This is a genomic window from [Zimmermannella] faecalis ATCC 13722 (assembly GCF_000381765.1).
Lineage (GTDB): Bacteria > Actinomycetota > Actinomycetes > Actinomycetales > Microbacteriaceae > Gulosibacter > Gulosibacter faecalis.
Genome location: NZ_KB907088.1, coordinates 1 through 23,756, shown reverse-complemented (window position 1 = coordinate 23,756; position 23,756 = coordinate 1). Strand labels below are relative to the sequence as shown.

Here is a 23,756-nt window from a genome sequence, read left to right as displayed (position 1 = left end):
GCACGGCCCGCACCTCGGCACCGTGCGCCTCGAGGGCACGCATCAGTTCGCCGTCGGGAAGGTCGGCGAGATTTGGAAGTGCACGTAGGTCGCGAGGCTCAGGCGCACCGCTGCGATCACAGATCGGAGGCTCGAGTGCCTCGCCCACCGGCCGGAACTCAACCCCGCGCCGTGGCCGCGTGAGCGCATCCCAATCAACCGACGTCGAGCCCGCCAGACCCGCCGCACCCGGGCGCCCAACCTCCCTCGGATCGTCAGCCTCGCCCGTCGCAGGCTCGTGCGACACTCCAGGCACGTCCCACTGCGCTCCATCACCGCAAGCATCGCCGCGGCCATCACCGGTGACATCGTCGTTCGACATTCGAGCCACCGCCTCTCGATCTAGCCGGGCCCTACCAACACCACCACTCTAGCATCTCTGTTCGATTTAGAATCACCGAACTACTCATTTACCGCGTTCTTTCAGTATCCACAGAGCAAGAATTCACTTGACACGATTTCCCAAATGAACGTCATTCACTACCGTCTCGAGCATCCGCCCCGCGTCACCTGAAGTTCGTACAATCGACTCGACGGGCGCGGCCGCGCGCCGCGCATCCACGCAGTGAGGACGGCAATGACCCAGGCGAGCATCCCAGGCGCGAAGCGCGCGACTGGCGACGACGAGATTCTCCAGTTCGTGCGGCTCTGCATGGACCTCGACTGGCGCAACTCTGAGTCGGAGTTCCGCGCGGTGCTCGAGCAGCAGCTCGGCTGGCAGCCCGCCGCCGACCTCACGCTCACGACGCCGAGCGGCGCCGAGGCGGGGCTGCTCAGCGATGAGGAGTCGACCGACCAGATCGAACTCGTGCACACCTCGTGGCTCGACGACGCAACCGAAGACCAGATCGACGACCGAATCGACGCCGTCTGCGACCTCATCGAACCCGAGTTCAACCGCGAGGGCGAGCAGGGCGACACCTTCGACGGCGAAATCGGCATCTACTGGATTCTCGACAACGGCACGAAGTTCTGGGTCACCGAGCACGCGGTGCTCGCGGCCTCGCCCAAGCTCGCCGAAATGGAGCGCCTGCTCGAAGAAAACCCCGAGGCCTTCGACGACCTCGACCTCGACCTCGACCTCGACCTCGACGACTAGCCGATTCGCCCGCGGCCGGCCCTACCCGAGCGCCGGCCGAATGTCGCGCGCGATCACCTCGAGCTGGCGCAGGTTGAAGTCGACGCCAAGTGCGTTCGGCACCGTCACGAGCACCGTGTCGGCCTCTTGCACTGCCGCGTCACGCTGCAACTGCTCGACGAGCGCATCCGGCTCACCGATGTAGCTGCGGCCAAACCGCGCGATCTCGCCCACGTCGATGTACCCGACCTGGTCGACCGCCTCGGCCTGCGCCCGCACTCCGAAGTAGCGGCGCGACTCGTCGTCAATGATCGGGATGATGCTGCGCGAGACACTCACCCGCGGCGTGCGGGTGTGGCCGGCGACCTCCCAGGCCGACCGGAACATCCGGATCTGCTCGGCCTGCGCATCCCCGAGCTCCACGCCCGTGTCTTCGGTGAGCAGCGTCGACGACATCAGGTTCATGCCCTGTTCGGCCGCCCACACCGCGGTCTTGCGCGAGCCGGCGCCCCACCAGATGCGGTCGCGCAGCCCCGGCGACTGCGGCTGCACCGGCTGCGGGTCGAGCGAGTGCGAGCGGCGCGGATCGGGGTTCGCGACGCCCGCGCCGCCGATCGCCCGCAGAAACACGTCGGTCGCGTGGCGCGCCATGTCGGCGCCGTCGGGGTCGCCCTCGTCGGGGATGTGCCCGAACGCGCGGTAGCCCGCGATGACCGGCTCGGGTGACCCGCGGCTCACTCCGAGCTGCAGCCGGCCGTCGGAGATGAGGTCGGCGACCGCCGCGTCCTCGGCCATGTAGAGCGGGTTTTCGTACCGCATGTCGATGACGCCTGTGCCGAGTTCAATTCGGCTCGTGCGGGCACCAATCGCGCTCAGCAGCGGGAACGGCGCCGAGTGCTGCTGCGCGTAGTGGTGCACGCGGAAGTACGCGCCGTCGATGCCGACCTCCTCGGCGCCCACCGCGAGGTCGATCGCCTGGTGCAGCACGTCTGATGCCGTGCGCACCTTGGAGCCGGGCGCGTCCATCCAGTGCCCGAACGAGAGAAAGCCAATCTTGGTTGCCATGTCGATGAAAACGCATCGGCCGCGCGGGTATTCCGGGGCGGGCGGATACGCGGGGTCGAGCGGGCGGGCCTCACGACTCAGCGAGCACCGCTGCGATCGCCGCCCGCACGCGCGGAAGATCCGCGGTGATCGTGCCCCACACCGCGCCGTAGTCGGTCGCCTCGTAGTGGTGTGCGAGCCGATCGCGCATCCACTTGATGCTCGACCAGGGCACCTGCGGGTTCGAGCGGGTCGTGGCATCGCTCAGGCGCGCTACGTTCTCACCGATCTTGATGATGATGGATTCGGCGGCAAGACCCGGTGCGTTGAGCGGGTCCGAGAGGTACCAGTCGGAGCCGCGCTCCGCGAACTGCACACCAACGTCGCACAGCCGCACGATCTCCCGCAGCGCCCGCTCGTCGCGCTCGTTCACGCGGCAACAGCGACGCGAAGAATCGGGTGGTCGGCAGGGAGCCCGCCGTCGGTCACCACGTCAACGGTCACACCGAGCAGCTGTTCGGCGGCGTCGGCGAATTCGGCGACCGTCAGCAGGCCAACGTGTGGCGCGCGCGTGACGAGCAGGTCGAGATCACTCTGCGTCGTATCGATGCCCTCGACGACGGAACCGAATACCCGAACGTTGCTCAGCCCGTACTCCGCGGCGAGCGCCTTGAGCTCGTCGCGATGCTGTTCCAGCGCCTCGTGCGGCAAGGGCCGCATCGCCGCCCGCAACCGTTCGACCATTGCCTCAGACGGGCTGCGTCGACCAGCCTCGTAGGCGGCAATGTTCGGCTGTGCCACGCCGCTCCGCGCCGCCAGTTGCGATTGACTGAGCCCCGCACGCTCGCGCGAGGCTCGCAGTCCGTCCCTCATATCACGATGATATCGGCGCCGGGAATTCCGCGATAGTGCGAGACTCAGCCCATGACTCCCCCGCCGCCCAGCGACACCTCGAACTCCCCCTCAGTGCCCGACATCGCCGACTTCTGGCGCGCAGCGAGGGCGCAGGCGCCAGAACTTCCCGAGACTCCCCCATCCGCAGACCACGTGTGGGGACTCGGCGCCACTCCGGAGCACGCCGACAGCCTGCTCGCACTCGTGCTCGCCGGCATCAAGACCGGCACGGCCGGATACACGGAGGAGTACGAGGCGGAGGGCATCGACTTCGAGCAGGTCGGCGACCTGGATGTGCTCCTCGACAGCTCTGGCGCACCGCGCGCCGTCATCGAGACGAAGAGCGTCGAGATCGTGCCGTTCAATCGCGTCACGGCGGAGCACGCGTTCACCGAGGGCGAGGACGATCGCAGCCTGGCGTCGTGGCGACGCATCCACCGCACCTATTACGAGCAGCACGTCGCGCCTGGCACGCCGTTCCGCGACGATATGCCGATCGTCTGCCAGCGATTCCGCGTCGTGTATCCGCCGATCGGCGGCACAGACCGACACACCCGCCCGCACGGCGACGACGCCGGCAAGAACACACGAGCACGAACCTAATATACCTATGAGGTATATGCTCGCGGCATGCGTTTCGTTCTCCTCGGCCTCCTTCTTCAGCGGCCCTGCTCTGCCTACGAGCTGCGGAAGCAGTTCACGACCGGCATCTCGCTCTTCTATTCCGCCAGCCTTGGAAGCATTCAGCGAGCATTGGAAGTACTCGAGGCGAAGGGGTTAGTGGAGAAACACCGCTCCACCGACACCGGGCGCCCGAAGAACCTCTACGTGATCACCGGGCCCGGCCGCGAGGCATGGCGCGAGTGGATGCGCTCGCCAATCACCGAATCCGACGTCGAACAAGTCACCCTCGCAAAGATCTACTTACTGGGGAGCATGCCGCGCGAGGAGCAGGAGGGGGTTCTCACAGTCATTCGCGGGCGCGTAACCACCGACCTCGAACGACTCGTACGTCTTCGCGAAGAAATCCACGCCACTACGGTGCCGGAACAGCACCGACAAACCGCTCACTACCGGCTCGCAACGCTCGACTACGGCGTGCGGGCACACGAACTCATGGCCGACTGGCTCGACGAGTTGCGAACATCATGACCGCACTTGCACTCACCGTCGCGCTGGCCCTCCTCGCCGCCCTCACCGCATTGCAAATCCTCGTGGCGTCGAAATTTCCCCTCGGCCGCCTCGTCTGGGGAGGTCACCACGAAGTGCTTCCTCCGCGATTGCGCATCGGCAGCGTGATCTCCGTAGCCCTCTATCTCGTCATGGCCACATTGCTACTCAGCCGCGCGGCAGTCATCCCAGGTAGCGAAAGCGCCCTTGTTCGCGTCGCAACGTGGGTACTGTTCGCCTACTTCACCCTTGGCATCCTGACGAATGCGATCTCACGCAGCCGCTCCGAGCGCCTCACCATGACGCCGGTCTCGTTCCTACTCGCCGCAACGACGTTGGTCATCGCCCTGGAGCGTTAGGCCCATGCCACAGTTCCACCGGAGCGTCAGTGCGGCCTAGAACGGAAGGTTATTCGAGCCGAGCGGTGCAATCAGCAGCCCGGTGATCTTGCCCGAACCGTTGTACGCAACCCGCCCCATCCACTCGCCAGCCTCGTGGCGCAACGTGGTCTGCACGATTGCGCCATTCGCGAATGCCCGGTTGATGAACCTGTCGAACGCGTCGACCCCATCGGGCGTCCGAACCGTGAATTCGTCCATCGACTCGAGCCGACCGGTCGCGTCGACGACGTCCCCCCACACACCCATCACGCGTTTCTTGTTCAGTGTGCGAGCGGTTGCGTAGGTCATGTGCGCCCGCACTGCTTCATAGTCATCCGCGTTGAGACTCTCGAAAACATTGCGAGTCCGCTCCATCAGGTCGGTTGTCTGCTCAGCCATCGCTTTCTCCTCCTGCGTGTGCGTCCGGAACCTTTGAAAGGCAGCCTGGCGACTCGTGCCGAGCGCGTCACCGATGGCCTGCCACGACACCCCTGCCGCCCGCGCCGCGACGACCAGTTCAACGAGGCGCTCGTGCGCCCGCCGCACCAGTTCGTCGGCGCGCTGAATCGAAGCAACTTCGTCACCCTGGTCGGTGATCTGGCGTTCGGGATCTATGGAGGCGGCCAACTCAGACAGCGAGCAAGCGGCGACTCCGAGCTGATCCTCCATGTCATCGACGCTACATTCAGCGCGTGTGCGCGTCAAGGTTCCCTTTACACGCACATAGGTGCCGTGTGCTGATGGACATCCTGCTCAACCACCGAGCGCACCGACCGCGAACAATGCCCCGGCAACTACCTTCGACCGCCAATCGTTAGCCTGCAGGCATGACCACACCGACCGAGCGCCACGAGTACGAACGACAGCAGAACGAGCGAGAGCGCATCGTTTCGCAGCTCTGGCAGGAGATCCAGCGAGTACGCCCCGACTCGCGCGCGCTGATCGGCCTTGACGGGTTCGATGGCGCCGGAAAGTCGCACCTCTCTGCCGAGATCGCCGACCACGCTCGAGCCGCGGGCGGCCGACCGCTCGTCCGCGTCAGCATCGACGGCTTTCACCACCCCCGAAGCGTCCGCCAGCAAGCCGGCTCCGGGCCGAAGGGCTTCTACCGCGGGTCATACCGGTATCCCGAGTTCCGGCGATCGGTCGTCGAGCCGCTGCGCCGCGACGCGCCGATCTCCCCGGCAATCTGGGACGTCGCGAGAGACGAGGCAGTCGACGCGGATCCCGTCACCGTACCGCCGCACGGGATCGTTCTCGTCGACGGAATCTTCCTGCACCGGCCGGAGCTCCTCGACATCTGGGACGCGACGATCTGGCTCGAAGTGCCCTTCGAGGTCAGCGTGCCACGCGGAAACGCGCGCTTCGCCGGTCGGCACGACCCGGATCCGGAGTCGCCATCGAACCACCGCTACGTGCAAGGGCAGCGGCTGTACCTGCAGGAATCGGACCCCCGCCCCCACGCCGACTGGATCTTCGATAACACCGACCTGGAGCGACCGCGCCTGCAGCGCACGCGCTGAGCAGGTAAAAGCACTTGTGCACATCTTGTACAAGTTGTACTTTTAAGTCATGACGTCAATCACCCTTTCCGAGTTCCGCGCGCGCCAGAGCGACTACATCGCTGCAGCGCAGCGCGAACCGGTCGAAATCACCTCCCGCGGCGTCGGACGTCGAGCCGTTGTCGTCTCGCCGGAATTCTTCGACCGGGCCCTCGAAGCACTCGAAGATCAGGCAGATATCCGTGCCGCCGAGGCAGCCCGAAACGAGACCCAGCCGCGCGTATCGCACGCAGAGGTGACGGCAGAGTTCGGGCTCTAACCTCAGCCCGTGCAGTACGAGATCACCTACGAGCAGTCCGCACTGACATCGCGGCCATCAGCCTGACAAACTAGGCGCATGCCACAACTCCACCTGAGCGGCGACGTCGCCGCCGACGAACTGCTCGCCCACGACTCGTTCGCGCTGCTGACGGGCATGCTGCTCGACCAGCAGGTGCCGATGGAGACCGCGTTCGCGGGCCCGCGCAAGCTCGTCGACCGGCTCGGCACGGTCACGCCCGAGACGGTCGCGGCGATGGACCCCGACAAGTTCCTCGAGGCGTTCAAAGAGAAGCCGGCCGTGCACCGGTTCCCCGGCTCGATGGCGGGCCGCGTGCAGGCCCTCGCGCAGGCGATCGTCAACGACTACGACGGCGACACCGCCGCGATCTGGACCTCCCCCACGTCCGCGGGCGCGGCCCCGACCGGCGCTGAGATCCTGCGCCGCCTCAAGGCGCTGCCCGGATTCGGCGAACAGAAGGCGAAGATCTTCCTCGCCCTGCTCGGCAAGCAGTTCGGCCTCGAGGCCGAGGGGTGGCGGGATGCGGCGGGCGACTACGGCCCCGACGACGCGTTCCGCTCGATCGCCGACGTCGTCGACGACGCCTCGCTGCAGCGGGTTCGCGAAACCAAGAAGGCGATGAAGGCGGCCGCGAAGACGAAGAAGTAGCCCAGCCCGGCCCAGCCAGGCACGACCCAGCCGCCGCGCGAGCACCTCAGTCGCCCGCGCGGATCACCTCGAGCGCCCGCTCCGACACATCCGCGTCGCGCGCGGCGAGCGACTTGACGAGCCGCTCGAGCCCCTCGACCTGCGCCACCCATTCGGGCCCGCGCTGCAGGTTCCGCGGCAGCGACTCGAGCGCCTGCGCCTGCCGCCACGCGGTGAGCAGCGCCGTCTCGTAGAGGCGCTGCTCGGCGGCCGCGGCGTCACCGGTCTCGCCCTCGCCGGCGCCGAGCACGGCGACCATGTCGAGCCGCGACAGGTCTAGCCCGAGCGCGAGCCCCTCGAGCCGCGAGCGCACGCCCTCGAGCTGACGGCGCGCCGCCGACGACCCTCGACGCTGCCGCCAGAAGTTCGAGATTGCGGCCGCAACCACGAGCACGGCCTGAATCGCCGTCCACACCGCGAACGCGACCGCCCAGAAAATGCCCTGCGCATCCTCCTCGGCCGCCTCGAGCTTGTTGTGCTCGAGCTGCCGCCCGAGCTGCAGCAGCTCGTGCACGACGCGGTCGCCGACCGTCAGGGGGCTGTCGTCGTCGGCGGGATTCCACGGCCGCAGCTCGGTCGCGTTGAAGTAGTAGGCGCCGAGGTCACTCTCGGGGCCCCAGCTGATCTCCCCCGTCAGGGGCATCCCCACGGCATAAGAGCCGTCGCCGAACGTCCAAAGCGGCAGAATTGCCTGGCCCAGCGCCACCTCGCCCGTGGCATCCGAGAACACCTCGGGGTACTCCGCGGCGATGTCGGCGAACAACAGCTCGTAACCTTCGAGCAACCGGTCGTACGGAATCTCGTAGGACTCCCACTCGGCGTCGAACTCGAGTTCGCCGAAGTAGTCGTCGACGGGAAGCACCGAGACCGTGACGTCGAGTTCCTCGGGCAGCAGCGCGAGATCGTCGCTGAAGTCGGCGAGGTCGGCCATGTTCTCGCGCACGTAGTCGAAGTTCACCGTGTCGATGTCGAGATCGGTGTCGCCGAACACCTGCAGCGATGAGATCGGCTTGTCACCCTCGAGCACGAGGTTGCGGCCGGGCCGCTCCGACGCGGCATTGGCAGCAATCCCGCCAACGACGAGCCCGATGACGATCGGCGCGACGAACATCACACCGCCCAACCCGAACGCGAGCCGCGACGTGCCGCCATCGCGCTCGGGGGCCGACGCCGCGCTGCGCCCGAGCCGCGAGAGCACGATCTCGGCGCTCACGAGCGCGCCGTCCTCAAAGCTCGCGAGCCCGAGCGAGTTCCGCAGCTCGGCGGTTGTGTCGGTCTCCCCCGAGGTGTTTGCGCGGATGCGCTTGCGCGCCCGATCCCGAGCGTCGGCGACGATCGCGCCCGGGCCCATCCCACCGCTCGGGAGCGAGTTGGCGAGACGGTCGAGCGTCGCGCAGAGGTTCCCCTCGATATCGCGCCAGCGCCGCAGCAGGTCGGCCTGCTCCTTCACCGCGTGGGCGCCGGGCTCATCCCGAGCCTCGACCTCGCTCTCGCGCACGAGCGCGAGGAGCGCCCGCCGCTGCGTCTCGAGCCGCTCGACCGTGCGGCCGGGGAGTCGATCCCGTTCACGGAGGATCTCGCCGGTCGCCTGCGAGATCGGCAGCGCGAGCCGGGCGAGCACGCCGTCGGAGTTCGCGTGCCCGACCCGAACGGATGCGGCTGCCGCGAGCGAGTCGGCGCGGCGGCGGAGCTTCTCGACGCGCCGCTCGAAGTCGGCGAGCTCGACGCCCGACGTCGGCACGCTCGAGTGCACGGGCGCCGCGGGATTGATGAGTTCGCGCTCGAGCGCCTGCTCGAGGCGCGCGAGCTCGAGGCTCTCGTTGCGCACCGTCTTCCAGTCGCGATCGAGCTTCTTGCGCGCGGCCTGCGCCTCTCGGCGCGCGGCGCGACCCCGCGCATCCGCGAGCGCCTCGTGCGCGACCGCGTACCGCACCTCGAGCGTGTCGTGTTCGAGCACGACGCGCGCGAGCTGCAGCCTGGCCCGCATGAACCGGCTGCGGCGCAGCCGCTCGTTGCGCGCCTCCCGCAGCGCGCCGAGCAGGAAGAACAGCGAGACGAGCAGCGGCAGCGCCGCGAGCGAACCCCACAGCAGCGGCGAGCGCGAGGCGCCGTCGAACAGCGTCACGGCCGCCGTGCGGGCGGCGCCGACGACGGCGCTCGGGCCGTGCCCCATCGTGAGGTTGTTCATGAGCGACTCGCGAACCGCGGTGGCCTCCGAGTACTTGTCTTCCTCACCCGCGATGCCGATTCGGTTGCGGCTCGGCAGCGAGAGGTCGGGGTCGTCGACGTCGTACCCGACCGAGAGGATGAGGTCGACGCCCTCGGGCAGCTCGCCGTTCGCGTACTCGTCCCAGTCGAGGTCGCGCTCGACCACCATGACCGTGAACGGGTTGCGGCTCACGGCACCGTGGATCTCCGCGGCCGCTTCGACGCGCTCCTGCGTGATGCCGTAGGGCAGCCCATCCTCGACGACGAACGTGATCGGCTGGTCGGCCACCGACGTGACCCGCTGGAACCCGAACTGCCCGATGAGCCCCGCCACGATTGCGAGCGCGATCGAAAACCCGAGCCAGAGCCGGCGTCGCTTCGCCGATGCGGTCGCCGGCGTCCGGGGCTTCCGGGGCTGCGTCGTGTCGGGCTGGGTCGTGTCGGGCTGCGTCGTCTCGGGCGTGCCGGGCATGCCCACGAGTCTAAAGGGCCGCGAAGCGCCGGGCCGGGTCAGCGCACCGGGTTGCCGAGCTGGTCGAGCGGGGTGCGGTACGTCTCACGGGCGAGCGCCGACCCGAGCACCGCGAGCGCGGCACCGACCGCGACGACCGACGCGGCGACGGCCCAGCGGCTGCCGTCACTGGCAACGAGGGCGGTGCCGATCGTCGGCGAGAACCCGGCCGTGATCGCGCCGACCTGCAGCGCAATCGCGAGGCCCGTGTAGCGCACCCGCACGTGAAACTGCTCGCCGAACCAGCTCGTGAACAGCGTGTTCGCGCCGGCGTAGGCGCACCCGACAAGCGCGATGCTCGTCGCGAACAGCAGCGTCGTGTTCGCGGTCGAGAGCGCGTAGAAGAACGGGAAACTCAGCACGCCCGCGAGCGCCTGCCCGGTCATCGCGACGGGCCGGCGGCCGATGCGGTCGGCGAGCAGCGCGAGGAGCGGTTGCGTCACGATCGCGACGAGGTTGCCCGCGACGAGCGCCCAGAGCAGCGTGCTCGGCTCGACGGTGCCGAGCTGGGTGCCGAACGCGAGCCCGAACCCCTGCAGGTACGTGTAGATCACGATCTGCATGCTCATGAGCGCAACCGACACGAACGGCACGGGGTGCGTGCGCAGCATCGTCACGATCGGCACGCGGCCGACCTTCGAGAAGTCGTCGCGGGCGCGCTCCCGCACGAACTCGCCCGACTCGTCGAGCGTGCGCCGCACGAGGAACGCAATGACCAGCATGACGATCGACGCGAGGAACGGCAGGCGCCAGCCCCACGCGTCGCGCGCCGCCGCATCCATCGCCTGCACGGGGATAAACGCGAACGACGACAGCACGATGCCCGCGCTGAGCCCGGTGGCGGTGAAGCTCGGGTAGAAGGCCCGGCGCCCGACGGGCGACTCCTCGATCGAGAGCGACGACGCGCCCGCGGTCTCGCCGCCGGCAGAGATGCCCTGCAGAATGCGCAGCAGCGTGAGCGAGATCGGCGCCCAGATGCCCGCCTGCTCGTAGGTCGGCAGCAGCCCGATGCCGAAGGTCGCGAGGCCCATGAGCGTGAGCGTCGCGACGAGCGTGTTGCGGCGGCCGATGCGGTCGCCGAGGTGGCCGAACAGCACGGCCCCGAGCGGACGGAACACGTAGCCGACGCCGAAGATCGCGAACGACTGAATGAGCGCGACGTTCGGGTCGCCCTCGGCGAAGAACACGTGGTTGAACACGAGCGACGCCGCCGTCGCGTAGATGAAGAAGTCGTAGTACTCGAGGGCGCTGCCGAGAAACCCGGCGAGGGCAGCGCGGCGGGCGCGGTGGCGCGAATGCTTCGGTCGGTGGGGGCTGGCGGGGACGGTGGCGGTCTGGCCGAGCTGGGTCACGGTCGGTCGGTCTCTCTCTGGGGAGGAAGTGCCTGGGAGGCAGTGCCTGGGGAGGCAGTGGCGATCGCACTGACCGATGCCGCGGCCGCGCTGACGCCGAACGTAGCACCGGGCGTGCCCTCGCAGAACTGCTTCGACCGTTTATTACGCACCGCGGCATCCCTCGCAGGCGGATGCGCGGCGGGGCATCGCCCGGAAACAGCACCAGCGCCCTGCCGGGTTGGGGGGAGTTTGGCAGGACGCTGGTGGATCTGGGGGCGAGGAATCTCGCGCTCTAACTATGCCCTACGAACCGGGAGGTTCGCCGCAAGCGCGCTGAGTTCCTGGGCGCGTGTCGACTACGCGCTGAGGCCGACCTGGCCGTCGATGGCGATCTTGACGTCGTCGCCGAGGGTGAGGCCGCCGGCCTCGGTAGGGGCGTTCCAGTTGACGCCGAAGTCCTTGCGGTTCACGGTCGTGGTGGCCTCGAAGCCAGCCTTCGTGTTGCCGTAACCGTCGACGGTCTGGCCACCGATCTCGACCTTGAAGTCGACGGGCTTGGTGACGCCGCGCATCGTGAAGTCACCGGTGACGATGAGGTCGTCGCCGTCGGCGCGCACCGCGGTCGACTTGAACGTGATCTGGGGGAACTCGTCGGCGAGGAAGAAGTCGCTCGTGCGGAGGTGCTCGTCGCGCTGCTTCTGGTTCGTGTTCACCGAGGCGACCTCAACAGTGCCCTCGACGGTCGTCTGCGTGATGTCTTCGCCAACGACGATCGTGCCCTCGAACTGCTCGAACGAGCCCTTCACCTTCGAGATCGCGAGGTGGCGCACCGAGAAGTGCACGTCGGTGTGGGTCGGGTCGATGGTCCAGGTACCGGGGGTGATGGTTGCCATGAATACTGCTCCTTCAAGATTTAGTTGCAGATACAACTTATGCAGAGTAATCGATTTACGCAAGGGGTCGCGGCAAATTTTCGGCAATCTCTCTGGCCGACGGCTCCACATTGGGTGAACAGCGAGCAACGCGAAACCGACGTCGGGCGGGCACTCCCACCCGTTCGACACCCGCCGCCGACATAATTGACGACATGCTTGGTCGCCGATTCCGCCGCGCGCTGAATCGGCGGCGCCACAGCAAGCCCGCTGCCGAGGCCGCCCTCGCCCGGCGCATCCGCCCGAACTGGTGGGGCATCGCGGGCGCGCAGGTCACCTCGTGGATCGCCCTCGGCCCGAGCTTCCTCCCCCGCACCTGGTGGATGACCGCTGGCAGCCTCAGCCTGTCGCAGCTCTACGGCTACGGCATCGGCACGGCTGCGCGGCTCGTGCGCCGCGGTGTGATGCCGCTGCTGCGCCGCCGCTTCCCCGCGAGGAATTTTGCGCGCATCCCCTTCCCCGTTGCCCAGGCCTGGCGCATCACCGTCGTGTCGACGCTCGTCGGCGGCACGCTGCTCGCGCTCGCCACCTCGATTCCCCGCCAGCGCGAGATCGCGAAGCTCGTCGACTTCCCGCCGCCCTCGCACACGACGCAGCTCGTCGGCGTCGCCGCCGGCACCGGCGTCACGGGCGCCGCGCTCGGCATCGTCGCGCTTTTCCGGCTGCAGTCGCGCGGCACCCGGCGCCTGCTGCAGCGGTTCCTCCCCGCCCTCGCCGCGCCCTTCTCGGGCACGATCGTGACGTTCCTCGTCACCTACTACCTCAACCGCTCGGTGGTGTGGGATCGCTTCGTCGGGTTCCTGCGCACGAAGGCGCTCGCGAAGAACCTGCAGCCGATGCCGGGCCGCACCGCCCCCGAGCAGCCGGAGCGCAGCGGCTCGGCCGCCTCGTACGAGCCCTTCACGACCCTCGGCCGACACGGCAAGGCGATCGTGAGCGACGGCCCGCGCCGCGCCGACATCGCCGCGTACTGGGCCGCCCGGGGCAACGGCAACGGCCCCGCCGACGAGCCGGTGCTCGAGCCCGTGCGCGCGTACGTCGGGCTGCGCGCCCACGTCTCGATTCCCGAGGCCGCGAAGCGCGCCGTGCGCGAGCTAAAGCGCGCCGGCGGCTTCGAGCGCGAGCACCTCTGCATCGCGATCGGCACCGGCACGGGCTGGCTCAGCGACTGGTCGATGGGCTCGTTCGAGTACCTCACCCGCGGAAACTGCGCGACCGTCAGCCTGCAGTACACCGTGCTCTCGAGCGCGCTCGCGCTGCTCGCCGACCGCAAGTCGCCGCAGCTCACGGCGCAGTGCCTCTACCGCGAGGTCGTCGCCGAGCTGCGGAAGCTGCCGCCCGAGCGTCGCCCGAAGCTCTACATGCAGGGCGAGTCGCTCGGCTCGTTCGGCGCGCTGTCGATCTTCAGCGACGCCGACGACATGATCGAGCGGCTCGACGGTGCCGTCTGGTCGGGCACGCCCCAGTTCTCGCCGATCTGGCAGGAGCTCGTCGCCCGCCGCCGCGACGGCTCGCCGCAGACCCTCCCCCGCATCGGCAACGGCGAGCACGTGCGCTTCTCGAACCGCAGCGCCGACCTCCGGGGCCCGGCCGACGGCGAGCCCTACGCCGACTGGAAGGCCCACCGCTTCCTGTTCCTCCAGCACCCGAGCGACCCCGTCGTCTGGTGGCACCCGAGCCTCATCTGGCGCGAGCCCGAGTGGCTCCGCGAGCCGCACGGCTACGACGTCACGCCGCGCATCGTGTGGTGGCCGTGGGTAACGTTCTGGCAGGTCGCCGCCGACATGCCCGCGTCGATCGCCTCAAAAGGCGGCCACGCGCACCGCTACTACGACGAGTACGTGCCCGCGTGGGCCGAGGTGCTCGGCCGCCACGAGCATCCCGAGCCGCTCATCCGCGAGGTGGCGCGACACATCCACCCGCACTAAACCGGCGCTAGTCCCGCACTAGCCCTGCGCTAGCGTCGCGCTAGCTCGTGAGCGCCGCGGCCTTGCGCGCCTGCGCGACCTCGTCCATGAACCGCAGCACGTCGTTGTCGACAAAGATGTCGCCCGGCTGCAGCGAGCGCGACAAGAACAGGCCCTCGAGCGAGCGGATGCGCGACAGCGCCACGTAGGTCTGGCCGGGTGAGAACGCCCGCGGCCCGAGATCGACGACGGCGCGGTCGTAGGTCTTGCCCTGCGACTTGTGAATCGTCACGGCCCACGCGAGCCGCAGCGGGAACTGGTGGAACTCCCCCACAACCTCGCGCGAGAGCTGCTTCGTGTCGGCGCTGTACTCGTACTTCAGCTTCTCCCACACGATGGGCTCGACCTCGTGCTCTTCGCCGTCGACCTCGACGTAGACGGTGCGGCTGATGCGGCTCACCTCGCCGACCGTGCCGTTCACCCAGCGCCCGTCGGGGTCGTTGCGCAGGAACATCACCTGCGCGCCCTCCTTGAGCACGAGCTCCTTCTCGGCCGGGAACGTGCGCGCGCCCTCGAAGTCGCCGTGCACCTCGGCCTCGGCCGTCATGGCGCGACCCGGCAGGCGCTCGAGTTCGCGCGAGTTGATGCGGGTGACGGTCGCGTTCTTCGACGCGAGCGTGATGATGCCGTCGGTCGGGGCGGTGCGCGCGCCGACCTCGTTGAGGCGACCCGCCATATCCGCCGTTACCTGGCCGTACCGCACCGCTGTGAGCAGCGAGCGGAACTCGTCGTCGTGCTGCCGGTGAATTTCGCGCAGGGTGTGGATGCGCATCTCGACATCGCGCCACACGTGCGCGTCGAAGAACCACATCGAGCGGTAGTTGTCGCGCAGCCAGGCGCGCTCGGTGGGGTCGCTCGGCGGCACCGGCGCGAGCTGGAACGGATCGCCGAACATCACGACCTGCACGCCCCCGAAGGGCTCGGCGGCGCGCTCACGCGCCTGCCGCAGCGAGCGGTCCATCGCGTCGAGCAGGTCGGCCGACACCATCGAGATCTCGTCGATGACGAGCGTGTCGATCTTGCGCAGCAGCCGCTTCACGTCGCGGTTCTGCTCGATCGGCTGGTTGCCGATGAGGCCGATCGGCAGCTTGAAGAGCGAGTGGATGGTCTGGCCACCGACGTTGAGCGCGGCTACGCCCGTCGGGGCGCAGATCACGAGCTGCTTCTCGCTGTGGAACGAGAGGTGGTTGAGCAGCGTCGACTTGCCCGTGCCGGCGCGGCCGGTGACGAACAGGTGCTCGGTGGTCTGCTCGATCGCGTCGTAGACCGCCTGCTGCTCCTGCGTGAGTTGCAGCGTCACTCGCTCACCTCATCCCGTTTCGCCGCGAGCGCCTCGGTTGTCGCGTCGTGCTCGGCGAGCCGCTTGAAGCGCTCATTGTAGGCACGCAGCTCGGCGTCTTCGTCGCGCACCGCCCGGCGATCCTCCCGCTTCGCCCGCAGCGTGTCGCTGCGGTACCACTGCAGGCCGACGAGCAGGGCGAGAATCACGGTGGGGAACTCGCCGATGCCCCAGGCGACCGCGCCGCCGAGCTGCTGGTCGTCGAGGGCCGTTGCGGGCCCCCAGTCACGGCCCGTCGCGCCGTACCACTCTGCGACGAGCAGGCCCGTGCCGGTCATCACCGCGAGGCCGAAGAAGGCGTGGAACGTCATGACGAGCACGAGCGAGATGAGGCGCATCGGATACGACGCGCGCGTGCGCACGGGGTCGTCGCCGATGAGCGACTCGACGAAGAGGTACCCGACGATGAGGAAGTGCGCGATCATCCACATGTGGCCGACGTGGTCGTAGGTGGCCCAGCGGAACAGCGGCGTGAAGTAGAACGTGAGCAGCGCGATCGCGAAGTTGACACCCGCGACGATGGGGTGCGAGAAGAACTCGGCCCACTTCGAGTGCACGACGTGGAGCACCCACTCGCGGGTGCCCATCGAGCCATCCTTGCGCACCTTGACGGTGCGCAGCAGCAGCGTCATGGGGGCGCCGAGCACGAGGAAGATCGGCACGATCATCGAGAGGATCATGTGCTCGGTCATGTGGAAGCTGAACATGAACCGGCCGTAGACGTAGAGCGGCCCGTTCACGTTGTAGAGGAAGATCACGACGCCGACCGTGACCGCGGCCGCGCGCCACCAGGGCCACGCGTCGCCGCGGCGACGCAGCTTCGCCATGCCGATGAAGTAGTAGACGAGGCCGAGCACCGCGAGGGTCGTCCAGATCGGGTTGAGACTCCACTCGGTGAACAGGCGCGACGCGTCGAACGGCGGCGGGAGCTCCTCGCCCGACAGCAGCTGGGCGGGCGACGGATTCGCGAGGTTCTCGGCGACGACCGGCTGGCTCGGGCTCGGCGTGCGGCCGAGCGCCGCCGCGGCGCCCGAGACGGCGCCCATGACGAGCAGTTCGATGCCGAGCAGCCACGCGGCCGGAGCGGCGGTTGAGCCGCCCTTCGCGAGCTTGGCGTGCATCCGCGCGATGAGGATCCGGCGCTGCAGCACGCCGAACCCGCCGAGCACGACGAGCAGCAGCACCTTGAACAGCATGATGAGCCCGTAGCTCGTCGTGAACAGCTGCGACCAGTCGGCCATGTTCACGATCGCCGTGACGAGGCCCGAGAAGGCGACGACGACGAACGAGATGAGCGCGAGCTGCGAGAAGCGCTCGATGAGGGCGAGGCGGCGCGCGTCGCGGTCCTTGTCGCGGCGCGCGGCCACCGCAAGCAGCGTGACGACGGCGAGCCCGCCGACCCACACGGCGGCGCCCGTGATGTGCAGCGTGAGGCCGCCCACCGCGAGGTCGTGCGAGGCCGAACCCGCGGCGTGGCCGAGGCTCGCGACGGGCCACAGGCTCAGGAACGCGAGGCCGAGGCTCAAGAAGATGCCCCACCGCGAGCGCAAGCCGAACAGCAGGGTCGAAAGCACCGCGATCATCGCGGTCGCCATGAGCCACATCTGCCCGAGCTCGAGGTTCGTGAGGAAGTACCAGAGGCCCTCGCCGAAGCTCGCGTCGGCGCGCAGCGGCACCGCCGAGACGTCGAGGTAGGTCAGCAGCGACGTGACGAGGGTCGCGAACGTCCAGGCGACGCCGCCGCCCTGCGCGAGCGACATCGCGCGCTCGTACTCGTCGTGCGTGCGGCTGCACGCGAACACAGCGATGCAGAGGGCGCCCACCGTGAGGGCGGCGGTGAGGTCGAAGCTCAGTCGCGCGAGCGGCAGCCCCCAGCGCACGACGGGCCCGGGGTCGCCGATCGTGAGCGGGTCGGCGCCGCCGCCAAACGCGAGGGCGCCCGCCGTGACGGCGAGGGCGACCACAACGAGGCCGAGCGGGCCCCAGCGCAGCAACTGCAGCGTGGTGGGGGTCCAGCTGGGAAGTCGATCGGTTGCTGGCATGGTCCTCTAAGGGTACTCGGCCGGTGGCGGGGGCTGGTGGCGCCGGAAACCAGCGAACGCCGCCCCGAGGTGGGGCGGCGTTCGCGAGTCGAACCCGGAGGGTTACTTGACCGCAGCCTTGAGCTTCGAGCCAGCCGAGATCTTCACGCCCTTCGACGCGGCGATCTGGATCTCCGCACCCGTCTGGGGGTTGCGGCCCGTGCGGGCGGCGCGCTGGGTCTGCTCGACCGAGAGCCAGCCGGGGATCGTGACCTTGACGCCCTTGGCGGCGTTCGCAGCGAGCTGCTGGAAGAGGCCGTCCAGAACCGCGTTGACGGTCGCCTGGCTCTGGCCGGTCTCGGCTGCGATGGTCGCGACGAGCTCGGTCTTGTTCACAGTGTTGTCTGCCATGTGTGCCCTCCTACGGACGCAGGTGCTCGCTCATGCGAGCGCAGTCATTGCTATTCAGTCGCCGCCGTGCGGGGGAGCCCGGCGTGCGGCAACGTCGCAAAACTAACACCCACGCGCCGACTTCGTTGAATTCACGCGGGTTTTGGGCCGAAATCGCCCGGATTCCCACCCGATTCTGAGGGTTGCGAGGGTGGCTGGGGTATATCGGCCTGTTTCGGGCGAGCGCAACGAAAACGCCGGCGCACACTCGAAGGTGTGCGCCGGCGTTCTCGTGGCTTGGTTGGTCGAATGACCTACCAGCTCACTCAACCGTCTGGTCGAGCTGTTACCAGCTCGACTTACGAATGCCGGGCAGTTCGCCGCGGTGCGCCATCTCGCGGAAGCGGACGCGCGAGATGCCGTACTCGGCGAGCACGCCACGGGGGCGGCCGTCGATCGAGTCGCGGTTGCGCACGCGCACCGGCGAGGCGTTGCGGGGCAGCTTCTGCAGGCCGACGCGGGCCTCTTCGCGCGACTCGTCGGTGCCGTTCGGGTCAACGAGCTGCTTCTTGAGCTGCAGGCGACGCTCGGCGTAGCGGGCGACGATCTCCTTGCGCTCTTCGTTCTTTGCGATCTTGCTCTTCTTCGCCATGTCTTAACGCTCCTCGCGGAAGTCAACGTGCTTGCGGATCACCGGGTCGTACTTCTTGAGCACGAGGCGGTCGGGGGTGTTCCGACGGTTCTTCTTGGTCACGTAGGTGAAACCGGTGCCCGCGGTCGAGCGAAGCTTGATGATCGGACGGATGTCCTGGCTCTTCTTTGCCATTAGAGCTTCACTCCCTTCTTGAGGAGGTCGCCAACGACCGCGTCAATGCCGCGCGCGTCGATGACCTTGATGCCCTTGGCCGAGAGCGTGAGGGTCACGCTGCGGCCGAGCGAGGGCACGAAGTACTTCTTCTTCTGAATGTTCGGGTCGAACCGACGCTTGGTGCGTCGGTGCGAGTGCGAAATGTTGTGACCGAACTGCGGTGTCACACCGGTCACCTGGCACACTGCTGCCATAGTTTTCTCCTTCACTACCGCGGCCCGCAAGAGCGGACCGCCCAAGATCTCTTGTCGGCGCTCGATCGAGAGACAGTGACGAACTCGACCTCGCGCGGTTACGCCGGAGGGGAACCCCGAACGCACCAGCGACCAAGCTTACTGCGGATACGCGTGCTTGGGAAGAGGGAGATCGCGGTTAGGGCGCGGGGATGGCTACGCCGCCGCGCACTCCGCACAGAGACCGAACACCTCGAGGTCGTGCGTGATCGCGGTGAACCCGTGCTCCTCGGCGACCCGGGCGGCCCACGCCTCGACCTCGGGAGCCTCGACCTCGACCGTGCGGCCGCAGTTGCGGCACACGAGGTGATGGTGGTGCTGCTCGGTACCACAGGCCCGGTAGCGCTCGCCGTCGGCCGCGAGCATCGTATCCGCCTCGCCGTCTTCGGCGAGCTGCGCGAGACCGCGGTACACCGTGGCCAGGCCGATCTTCTCGCCAGCCTGCCGCAGCTTGTGGTGCAGGTCTTGCGCGCTCACGAATGCCGGCTCGGCCGCGAGCGCGTCACGGATCGCCTCACGCTGACGCGTGTTGCGGCGCGGGGTCGAAGTCGTAGGTTCAGGCATTCAGGGGCTCCTTGCGGCCAGTGTAGCCAGCTGCCCCGACCGGGCGCTTAGCTACCGGGCGCGTAACCCGGTGCAGTCCGAGCGCGACGAGGAACACCGCGGTCGCCGCGAGCGCCATCGAACCACCCGCCGCGATCGAGAACCACTGCGAGGCGAACAGCCCGAGCACGGCGCTCCCCGCCCCGAACAGGCAGGCAACCGGCATCAGCCACTCGATGCGCCGCACGAGCAGCTTCGCGGCCGCCGCCGGCGCCGCGATCATCGCGATCGCGAGAATCGAACCGATCGCCGGCATCGTCGTCACGACCGTGCCGACAATGAGCACGAGCGTCACGAGCTCGATGCGCGCCTCGCTGCCGCCGCTCGCCGCGTATCCCTCCCGATCGAACGTCGAGAACAGCAGTTGCTTCCACAGCCCGGCGACGACGACCACCGCGAGCACGAGCATGCCCGCGATGATGAGGATGCTCGAGGTCGGGATGCCGATGATCGAGCCGGTGAGGAACGAGTCGACGCGCGTCTGCAGCCCGGGCACGAGGGAGTGCAGGAACACCCCGAGCGCGTACCCGAACGAGAGCACGATGCCCGCCGCGACCTGGCGTCCCTGTCGACGGATGCGCCCGAGCACGAGCATGAACCCGACGAGCACGAGCCCCATCACGAACGCGCCGAGCACGATGTGCACGCCGAGAATCGCGGCGAGCACGCCGCCCGGGAACGTCGCGTGGGTGAGCGCGACCGTGAAGAACGCGCGCTGGCGCAGCACGACGATCGAACCGACGATGCCACAGAGCACGCCGACGAGCAGTGCCGCGACGAGGGCCGAGGTGAAGATGGTCATGCGCTGACCTCCGTTGCTGGGCTCAGCCCGTTCGCCGGGCTGAGCGCCTTCGCTCGGCCGCGGCCCCTGCGCGCGACGCTCGAAACGCCCGCGACCACGAGGTAGACCGCGACGAGCGCGAGCACGAGCACCGCTGAGGGCGAGACGGTGAGCCGCGCATCCACCGACAGCCAGTAGCCCGAGACGAGGCCCACGAACGAGGCACCGAGGGCGGTGACGGCCGCGACCGGCACGATGACGGCGAGCCGGAACGCGACGAGCCGCCCGACGGCCGCGGGCACGATCAGCAGCGCGAGCACGAGCAGGTTACCGACCGCGCGCGACGCCGCCACCACCGTGAGCGCGATCGCGACGTTGAGGATCAACTCGTAGCGCAGCACGGCCATGCCGCTCGCCTCGGCGGCGCGGCGGTCGAACGCGACGAACACCTGCTCTTTCCACGTGAACGCGACGAGCGCGATCGCGACGGCGCCGAGCGCGCCGATGATCACGAGGTCGGTCGGCGAAATCGTGAGCAGCTGCCCGAACAGCAGCGATTCGAGGCCCGTCGCGTAGTTCGTCGACCGCGAGACGATGACGATGCCGATCGCGAAGGTTCCGGCGAGCAGCACCGCGGTCGCCGCATCCGTGCCCGCGCCGCGGCGCGCCGCGAGCGTCAGCAGCACGGTCGCGATCACCGCCGCGACCATTGCCCCGAAGTAGATCTCGGGGCCGGCGCCACCACCCACGAGGAACCCGATGACGACGCCCGGGAACACTGCGTGCACGAGCCCGTCACTCACGAACTCGAGCTCACGCAGATTGAGCGCGACACCAACCACCGCCGAGACGACCGCGAGCACCCCGAGGGCGATCGCGGCCGACTGCATGAACGGTGCCCCGAACACGACGTCGATCGGCGTCACAGCAGCGGCTTCTGCGCGGGCTCAACGGGGTGCGGATGCGCGACGAGGTCGCTGTGCGTGTCGAAGTGTTCGTGCGATTCGCCGAACGTCGCGGCGATCGCCTCGGGCACGAGCACCTCGTGGATGTCGCCGAACGCGATCTGCTCGCGATTGATGAGCAGCACGTGCGTGCACACCTGGTGCGCGAGCTCGAAGTCGTGGGTCGACACGACCACCCCGAGCCCGGTGGCGCGCAGCTCGCGCAGCGTCTGCATGAGCGCCTTGCGGTTCGGGGTGTCGAGCCCGTTAAAGGGTTCGTCGAGCAGCAGGATGCTCGGGTCGTTCACGAGGGCGCGCGCGAGCAGGCCCCGCTGGCGCTGCCCGCCCGAGAGGTCGCCGAAGCGTCGGTTCGCGAGATCGGCGAGATTCACGCGCTCGAGCGCCGCCTGCACCGCGGCCCGGTCGGCGCGCCCCGGCCACTTCAGCGGGCCGAGCTGCGCGAACCGGCCGAGCATGACGACCTGGCGCAGCGTGATCGGAAACTCGAGGTCGATGTGGTCGTGCTGCGGAAGGTAACCGATGCGTCCCGCCGCGGCACGCGGTCGGCCGCCGAGCACCTCGAGGTTGCCGTGGGTCGCGGTGACGAGGCCGATCATGCTCTTCAGCAGGGTCGACTTGCCCGAGCCGTTCGGGCCAACGAGGGCGAGCGCCTCGCCCGCGCTGAGTGCGAGGGTGAGGCGCTCTGCCGCGGGCGTTCGGCCGTCGTAGCTCAGCGTGACGTCGCGGTAGTCGATGAGGGGTCGGGTCATTCGGTGCTTCCGAGTTCGGCGGGGAGGTCGGCCGGGGTCGCGCCCCACGAGTCGACGATCTGCTCGGTGTTGTGGATGGTCGAGGTGAGGTAGGTCGCCCCGTCGCTGTCGGCGTCGCCGAGCGAGTCGGTGTAGAGCGCATCCTCGCCCGAGTACACCTTCACACCGGCCTGTTCGGCGATCGCCTCGGCGGTCGCGGGGTTGAGCTGGCTCTCGGTGAAGACCGCGGGAACGCCCGATTCCTTGATCTTCTCGACGAGCGAGTTCACCTCGGCGAGCGACGGCTCGGCGTTGTCTTCCCAGCTCGGCATGACCGAGCCGATGAACGTGATGTCGTACGCCGCGTTGTAGTAGGTGAGCGCATCGTGGTTCGTCGCGAGCAGGCGCTCGTCGGCCGGAACCTGGTCGATGCTCTCGGTGATCCAGGCGTCGAGGGCAGTGAGCTCGGCCGTGTAGGCCTCCTGGTTTGCGGAGATGGCGGCAGTGTCGACGCCCTCGACCTGCTCGAGGCCCGCGGCGAGGTTGTCGACCATCTGCTGGGCGTTCTCGGGCGAGGTCCAGATGTGCGGGTTGCCCTCGGTGTCTTCGTCGGCGTGGTCGTGGTCGGCTTCTTCTTCTTCTGCGTGGTCGCCCTCTTCTTCGGCGTCCTCGGCCTCGTGGTCGTGGTCGTCGTCGCTGCCGAGGGGCGTGATGCCCTCCGACGCGTCGATGAGCGTGCCGGTGAAGCCCGCCGACTCGAGCGTGTCGCTGAGCCAGGGCTCGAGGCCCATGCCGTTCATGACGACAACGTCGGCGGTGCGGATCGTTTCGAGGTCGGCCGCGGTCGGCTCGAAGCTGTGCACCGATGCTCCTGGCTTGAACAGGCTCGTCACCTCGGCGTCGGTGCCTTCGGTGAGGTTCTTGGCGAAGTCGTCGAGCTGCGTCGTGGTCGTCACGATCTGCAGGCCGTCGGCCGCGGTGCCGGATGCTCCGCTCGAGCATCCCGCGAGGCTCGCGGCGAGCGCGAGGGCCGAGACAGCGCCGAGCGCGGCGCGGAGTGAAGTGCGCAAGAAGGGGTCCTAACTAGCCGAGATGGCGCGGAGGCGAATGGATGGGTCGCGCGGTTTTTCGCACGTGCTCAGCCTCAAACGATAACCGTTCTCAAGTGTTGGTGCAATTTGAGGTTGGGTGAGGCCCCAATACCTCCTCCACCACCCACCGCCCGCGAACTGACGGCAACTTGCGGCATTTTGAGCGGGAAAGCCTCGAATTACCGTCAGTTCGCGGAGATCAGACGGATGGGCGCGGGCGGACGGGGTGGCGTCAGGAAATGTCGCAGGGTCATGGTGAGCTGAAGGTCACGGCAGCGAACGGGTGCGACAGCGGGGCATGTCGCAGGGTCGTGGTCAGCTGTGGTTGAAAGCGGCGAACCAAGGATGCGCAGGAAATGTCGGAGGCTCGTGGTCTGCTGAAACCAACGCAGCAGACCGGGCGACACGAAGAAATGTCGCAGGCTCATGATCCACTCAAACCAAGGCAAGCAGGAGCGGAAGGAGGCGACCCGAGATGAGTAACACTGCACCCGATCTTGACGATGACCTCTCTGACGAGTCGCTTCGCGCGGCGCTCGATCGCTTCCACGCCGACCTCCGCACGCGCGCGGCTGTTGATGCCTCAGACTTCAGCACCTACGCCACCATCTACCGCACCGCGCAGGCGTACACGAACCGCGATTGCGGGCC

The 23,756-nt window shown here is 68.3% G+C and carries 26 protein-coding genes and 1 pseudogene; 8 read left to right on the top strand and 19 right to left on the bottom strand.

Going from position 1 to position 23,756, the window contains the following annotated elements; translation table 11 throughout:
• A pseudogene (locus G328_RS16800) lies at positions 1–361 on the bottom strand (hypothetical protein); the annotation flags it as partial.
• 255 nt (positions 362–616) lie between these two features.
• Here G328_RS16800 and G328_RS0113385 point away from each other — a divergent pair.
• Entirely contained in the window at positions 617–1,138 is a 522-nt protein-coding gene (locus G328_RS0113385; protein ID WP_019619864.1) for a hypothetical protein, read from the top strand.
• Positions 1,139–1,159: 21 nt separating this feature from the next.
• On the opposite strand, the gene G328_RS0113380 is transcribed toward G328_RS0113385, so the two are convergent.
• The 3 genes from G328_RS0113380 to G328_RS15530 all read right to left on the bottom strand — a co-directional run bounded on the left by G328_RS0113380 (position 1,160) and on the right by G328_RS15530 (position 3,034).
• The gene (locus G328_RS0113380; RefSeq protein WP_019619863.1) at positions 1,160–2,182 is read right to left on the bottom strand and encodes an LLM class flavin-dependent oxidoreductase; all 1,023 of its coding nucleotides are present in this window, start codon (positions 2,180–2,182) and stop codon (positions 1,160–1,162) included.
• A gap of 70 nt (positions 2,183–2,252) precedes the next feature.
• Entirely contained in the window at positions 2,253–2,594 is a 342-nt protein-coding gene (locus G328_RS0113375; RefSeq protein ID WP_019619862.1) for a HepT-like ribonuclease domain-containing protein, read from the bottom strand.
• Positions 2,591–3,034: a helix-turn-helix domain-containing protein gene (locus G328_RS15530; RefSeq protein ID WP_040905930.1), complete on the bottom strand. Its 444-nt coding sequence runs from the start codon at positions 3,032–3,034 to the stop codon at positions 2,591–2,593. Before G328_RS15530 ends, G328_RS0113375 begins: the two co-directional genes overlap by 4 nt.
• A 51-nt stretch (positions 3,035–3,085) precedes the next feature.
• On the opposite strand from G328_RS15530, the gene G328_RS0113365 reads away from it, so the two are divergent.
• The 3 genes from G328_RS0113365 to G328_RS0113355 are packed head-to-tail and all read left to right on the top strand — an operon-like array spanning position 3,086 to position 4,584.
• Positions 3,086–3,658 (top strand): ASCH domain-containing protein, encoded by a 573-nt coding sequence (locus tag G328_RS0113365; protein WP_110463876.1) that lies wholly within the window; start codon positions 3,086–3,088, stop codon positions 3,656–3,658.
• A 27-nt stretch (positions 3,659–3,685) separates the two neighbouring features.
• The gene (locus G328_RS0113360; RefSeq protein WP_019619859.1) at positions 3,686–4,207 is read left to right on the top strand and encodes a PadR family transcriptional regulator; all 522 of its coding nucleotides are present in this window, start codon (positions 3,686–3,688) and stop codon (positions 4,205–4,207) included.
• Positions 4,204–4,584, top strand: a complete 381-nt coding sequence (locus G328_RS0113355; protein WP_019619858.1) for a hypothetical protein — start codon at positions 4,204–4,206, stop codon at positions 4,582–4,584. The genes G328_RS0113360 and G328_RS0113355 overlap by 4 nt, the downstream gene beginning before the upstream one ends.
• A 36-nt stretch (positions 4,585–4,620) precedes the next feature.
• Here G328_RS0113355 and G328_RS0113350 read toward each other — a convergent pair whose 3' ends face one another.
• A complete protein-coding gene (locus G328_RS0113350) occupies positions 4,621–5,274 on the bottom strand; it encodes a hypothetical protein (RefSeq protein ID WP_019619857.1) in 654 nt (217 codons plus the stop codon).
• 158 nt (positions 5,275–5,432) lie between these two features.
• On the opposite strand from G328_RS0113350, the gene G328_RS0113345 reads away from it, so the two are divergent.
• The 3 genes from G328_RS0113345 (at position 5,433) to G328_RS0113335 (ending at position 7,095) form a co-directional block, all read left to right on the top strand.
• Positions 5,433–6,128, top strand: coding sequence for a nucleoside/nucleotide kinase family protein (locus G328_RS0113345; RefSeq protein WP_019619856.1), 696 nt, complete (start codon positions 5,433–5,435; stop codon positions 6,126–6,128).
• 49 nt (positions 6,129–6,177) lie between these two features.
• Positions 6,178–6,426: a type II toxin-antitoxin system Phd/YefM family antitoxin gene (locus G328_RS0113340; protein WP_019619855.1), complete on the top strand. Its 249-nt coding sequence runs from the start codon at positions 6,178–6,180 to the stop codon at positions 6,424–6,426.
• Positions 6,427–6,504: 78 nt separating this feature from the next.
• Entirely contained in the window at positions 6,505–7,095 is a 591-nt protein-coding gene (locus G328_RS0113335; protein WP_019619854.1) for an HhH-GPD-type base excision DNA repair protein, read from the top strand.
• A 46-nt stretch (positions 7,096–7,141) separates the two neighbouring features.
• Here the strand turns inward: G328_RS0113335 and G328_RS0113330 are convergent, their stop codons facing one another.
• The 3 genes from G328_RS0113330 to G328_RS0113320 form a co-directional block, all read right to left on the bottom strand.
• Positions 7,142–9,814 (bottom strand): hypothetical protein, encoded by a 2,673-nt coding sequence (locus G328_RS0113330; RefSeq protein WP_019619853.1) that lies wholly within the window; start codon positions 9,812–9,814, stop codon positions 7,142–7,144.
• Positions 9,815–9,852: 38 nt separating this feature from the next.
• On the bottom strand, positions 9,853–11,205 hold the full coding sequence (locus G328_RS0113325; protein ID WP_019619852.1) for an MFS transporter: 1,353 nt from the start codon (positions 11,203–11,205) through the stop codon (positions 9,853–9,855).
• A gap of 338 nt (positions 11,206–11,543) precedes the next feature.
• Positions 11,544–12,080 carry a YceI family protein gene (locus G328_RS0113320; protein WP_019619851.1) on the bottom strand — a complete coding sequence of 179 codons (537 nt, stop codon included), beginning with the start codon at positions 12,078–12,080 and terminating at the stop codon, positions 11,544–11,546.
• 194 nt (positions 12,081–12,274) lie between these two features.
• Between G328_RS0113320 and G328_RS15525 the strand changes: the two genes are divergently transcribed.
• Positions 12,275–14,047, top strand: coding sequence for an alpha/beta-hydrolase family protein (locus G328_RS15525; RefSeq protein ID WP_019619850.1), 1,773 nt, complete (start codon positions 12,275–12,277; stop codon positions 14,045–14,047).
• Positions 14,048–14,087: 40 nt separating this feature from the next.
• On the opposite strand, the gene G328_RS0113310 is transcribed toward G328_RS15525, so the two are convergent.
• The 11 genes from G328_RS0113310 to G328_RS15505 all read right to left on the bottom strand — a co-directional run bounded on the left by G328_RS0113310 (position 14,088) and on the right by G328_RS15505 (position 23,084).
• The gene (locus tag G328_RS0113310; RefSeq protein WP_019619849.1) at positions 14,088–15,386 is read right to left on the bottom strand and encodes an ATP-dependent DNA helicase; all 1,299 of its coding nucleotides are present in this window, start codon (positions 15,384–15,386) and stop codon (positions 14,088–14,090) included.
• Positions 15,383–17,467 carry a bifunctional copper resistance protein CopD/cytochrome c oxidase assembly protein gene (locus G328_RS15520; RefSeq protein ID WP_083919663.1) on the bottom strand — a complete coding sequence of 695 codons (2,085 nt, stop codon included), beginning with the start codon at positions 17,465–17,467 and terminating at the stop codon, positions 15,383–15,385. Before G328_RS15520 ends, G328_RS0113310 begins: the two co-directional genes overlap by 4 nt.
• Positions 17,468–17,569: 102 nt before the next feature.
• Positions 17,570–17,857: an HU family DNA-binding protein gene (locus tag G328_RS0113300; RefSeq protein WP_019619847.1), complete on the bottom strand. Its 288-nt coding sequence runs from the start codon at positions 17,855–17,857 to the stop codon at positions 17,570–17,572.
• Positions 17,858–18,182: 325 nt separating this feature from the next.
• On the bottom strand, positions 18,183–18,488 hold the full coding sequence (gene rpsN / locus G328_RS0113295; protein WP_019619846.1) for a 30S ribosomal protein S14: 306 nt from the start codon (positions 18,486–18,488) through the stop codon (positions 18,183–18,185).
• A 3-nt stretch (positions 18,489–18,491) separates the two neighbouring features.
• On the bottom strand, positions 18,492–18,662 hold the full coding sequence (gene rpmG, locus G328_RS0113290; protein ID WP_019619845.1) for a 50S ribosomal protein L33: 171 nt from the start codon (positions 18,660–18,662) through the stop codon (positions 18,492–18,494).
• Positions 18,662–18,898 carry a 50S ribosomal protein L28 gene (rpmB, locus tag G328_RS0113285; RefSeq protein ID WP_026339913.1) on the bottom strand — a complete coding sequence of 79 codons (237 nt, stop codon included), beginning with the start codon at positions 18,896–18,898 and terminating at the stop codon, positions 18,662–18,664. Before rpmB ends, rpmG begins: the two co-directional genes overlap by 1 nt.
• Positions 18,899–19,093: 195 nt before the next feature.
• Positions 19,094–19,501, bottom strand: coding sequence for a Fur family transcriptional regulator (locus G328_RS0113280; protein ID WP_019619843.1), 408 nt, complete (start codon positions 19,499–19,501; stop codon positions 19,094–19,096).
• Positions 19,494–20,342, bottom strand: coding sequence for a metal ABC transporter permease (locus G328_RS15515; RefSeq protein WP_019619842.1), 849 nt, complete (start codon positions 20,340–20,342; stop codon positions 19,494–19,496). The genes G328_RS0113280 and G328_RS15515 overlap by 8 nt, the downstream gene beginning before the upstream one ends.
• Positions 20,339–21,247, bottom strand: a complete 909-nt coding sequence (locus G328_RS15510) for a metal ABC transporter permease (RefSeq protein WP_019619841.1) — start codon at positions 21,245–21,247, stop codon at positions 20,339–20,341. The genes G328_RS15515 and G328_RS15510 overlap by 4 nt, the downstream gene beginning before the upstream one ends.
• Complete coding sequence (locus tag G328_RS0113265; RefSeq protein ID WP_019619840.1) at positions 21,244–22,035, bottom strand: metal ABC transporter ATP-binding protein; 792 nt, start codon at positions 22,033–22,035, stop codon at positions 21,244–21,246. The genes G328_RS15510 and G328_RS0113265 overlap by 4 nt, the downstream gene beginning before the upstream one ends.
• Positions 22,032–23,084, bottom strand: coding sequence for a metal ABC transporter substrate-binding protein (locus G328_RS15505; protein WP_019619839.1), 1,053 nt, complete (start codon positions 23,082–23,084; stop codon positions 22,032–22,034). Before G328_RS15505 ends, G328_RS0113265 begins: the two co-directional genes overlap by 4 nt.
• Positions 23,085–23,756: the final 672 nt, after the last annotated feature.

What these genes read in the sequence shown, in the direction of transcription:
- G328_RS0113385 (WP_019619864.1), top strand. Translation starts at nt 617, where the DNA reads ATGACCCAGGCGAGCATCCCAGGCGCGAAGCGCGCGACTGGCGACGAC.
- G328_RS0113380 (WP_019619863.1), bottom strand. Translation starts at nt 2,182, where the DNA reads ATGGCAACCAAGATTGGCTTTCTCTCGTTCGGGCACTGGATGGACGCG.
- G328_RS15530 (WP_040905930.1), bottom strand. Translation starts at nt 3,034, where the DNA reads ATGAGGGACGGACTGCGAGCCTCGCGCGAGCGTGCGGGGCTCAGTCAA.
- G328_RS0113365 (WP_110463876.1), top strand. Translation starts at nt 3,086, where the DNA reads ATGACTCCCCCGCCGCCCAGCGACACCTCGAACTCCCCCTCAGTGCCC.
- G328_RS0113360 (WP_019619859.1), top strand. Translation starts at nt 3,686, where the DNA reads ATGCGTTTCGTTCTCCTCGGCCTCCTTCTTCAGCGGCCCTGCTCTGCC.
- G328_RS0113355 (WP_019619858.1), top strand. Translation starts at nt 4,204, where the DNA reads ATGACCGCACTTGCACTCACCGTCGCGCTGGCCCTCCTCGCCGCCCTC.
- G328_RS0113350 (WP_019619857.1), bottom strand. Translation starts at nt 5,274, where the DNA reads ATGGAGGATCAGCTCGGAGTCGCCGCTTGCTCGCTGTCTGAGTTGGCC.
- G328_RS0113345 (WP_019619856.1), top strand. Translation starts at nt 5,433, where the DNA reads ATGACCACACCGACCGAGCGCCACGAGTACGAACGACAGCAGAACGAG.
- G328_RS0113340 (WP_019619855.1), top strand. Translation starts at nt 6,178, where the DNA reads ATGACGTCAATCACCCTTTCCGAGTTCCGCGCGCGCCAGAGCGACTAC.
- G328_RS0113335 (WP_019619854.1), top strand. Translation starts at nt 6,505, where the DNA reads ATGCCACAACTCCACCTGAGCGGCGACGTCGCCGCCGACGAACTGCTC.
- G328_RS0113330 (WP_019619853.1), bottom strand. Translation starts at nt 9,814, where the DNA reads ATGCCCGGCACGCCCGAGACGACGCAGCCCGACACGACCCAGCCCGAC.
- G328_RS0113320 (WP_019619851.1), bottom strand. Translation starts at nt 12,080, where the DNA reads ATGGCAACCATCACCCCCGGTACCTGGACCATCGACCCGACCCACACC.
- G328_RS15525 (WP_019619850.1), top strand. Translation starts at nt 12,275, where the DNA reads ATGCTTGGTCGCCGATTCCGCCGCGCGCTGAATCGGCGGCGCCACAGC.
- G328_RS15520 (WP_083919663.1), bottom strand. Translation starts at nt 17,467, where the DNA reads ATGCCAGCAACCGATCGACTTCCCAGCTGGACCCCCACCACGCTGCAG.
- G328_RS0113300 (WP_019619847.1), bottom strand. Translation starts at nt 17,857, where the DNA reads ATGGCAGACAACACTGTGAACAAGACCGAGCTCGTCGCGACCATCGCA.
- rpsN (WP_019619846.1), bottom strand. Translation starts at nt 18,488, where the DNA reads ATGGCGAAGAAGAGCAAGATCGCAAAGAACGAAGAGCGCAAGGAGATC.
- rpmG (WP_019619845.1), bottom strand. Translation starts at nt 18,662, where the DNA reads ATGGCAAAGAAGAGCCAGGACATCCGTCCGATCATCAAGCTTCGCTCG.
- rpmB (WP_026339913.1), bottom strand. Translation starts at nt 18,898, where the DNA reads ATGGCAGCAGTGTGCCAGGTGACCGGTGTGACACCGCAGTTCGGTCAC.
- G328_RS0113280 (WP_019619843.1), bottom strand. Translation starts at nt 19,501, where the DNA reads ATGCCTGAACCTACGACTTCGACCCCGCGCCGCAACACGCGTCAGCGT.
- G328_RS15515 (WP_019619842.1), bottom strand. Translation starts at nt 20,342, where the DNA reads ATGACCATCTTCACCTCGGCCCTCGTCGCGGCACTGCTCGTCGGCGTG.
- G328_RS0113265 (WP_019619840.1), bottom strand. Translation starts at nt 22,035, where the DNA reads ATGACCCGACCCCTCATCGACTACCGCGACGTCACGCTGAGCTACGAC.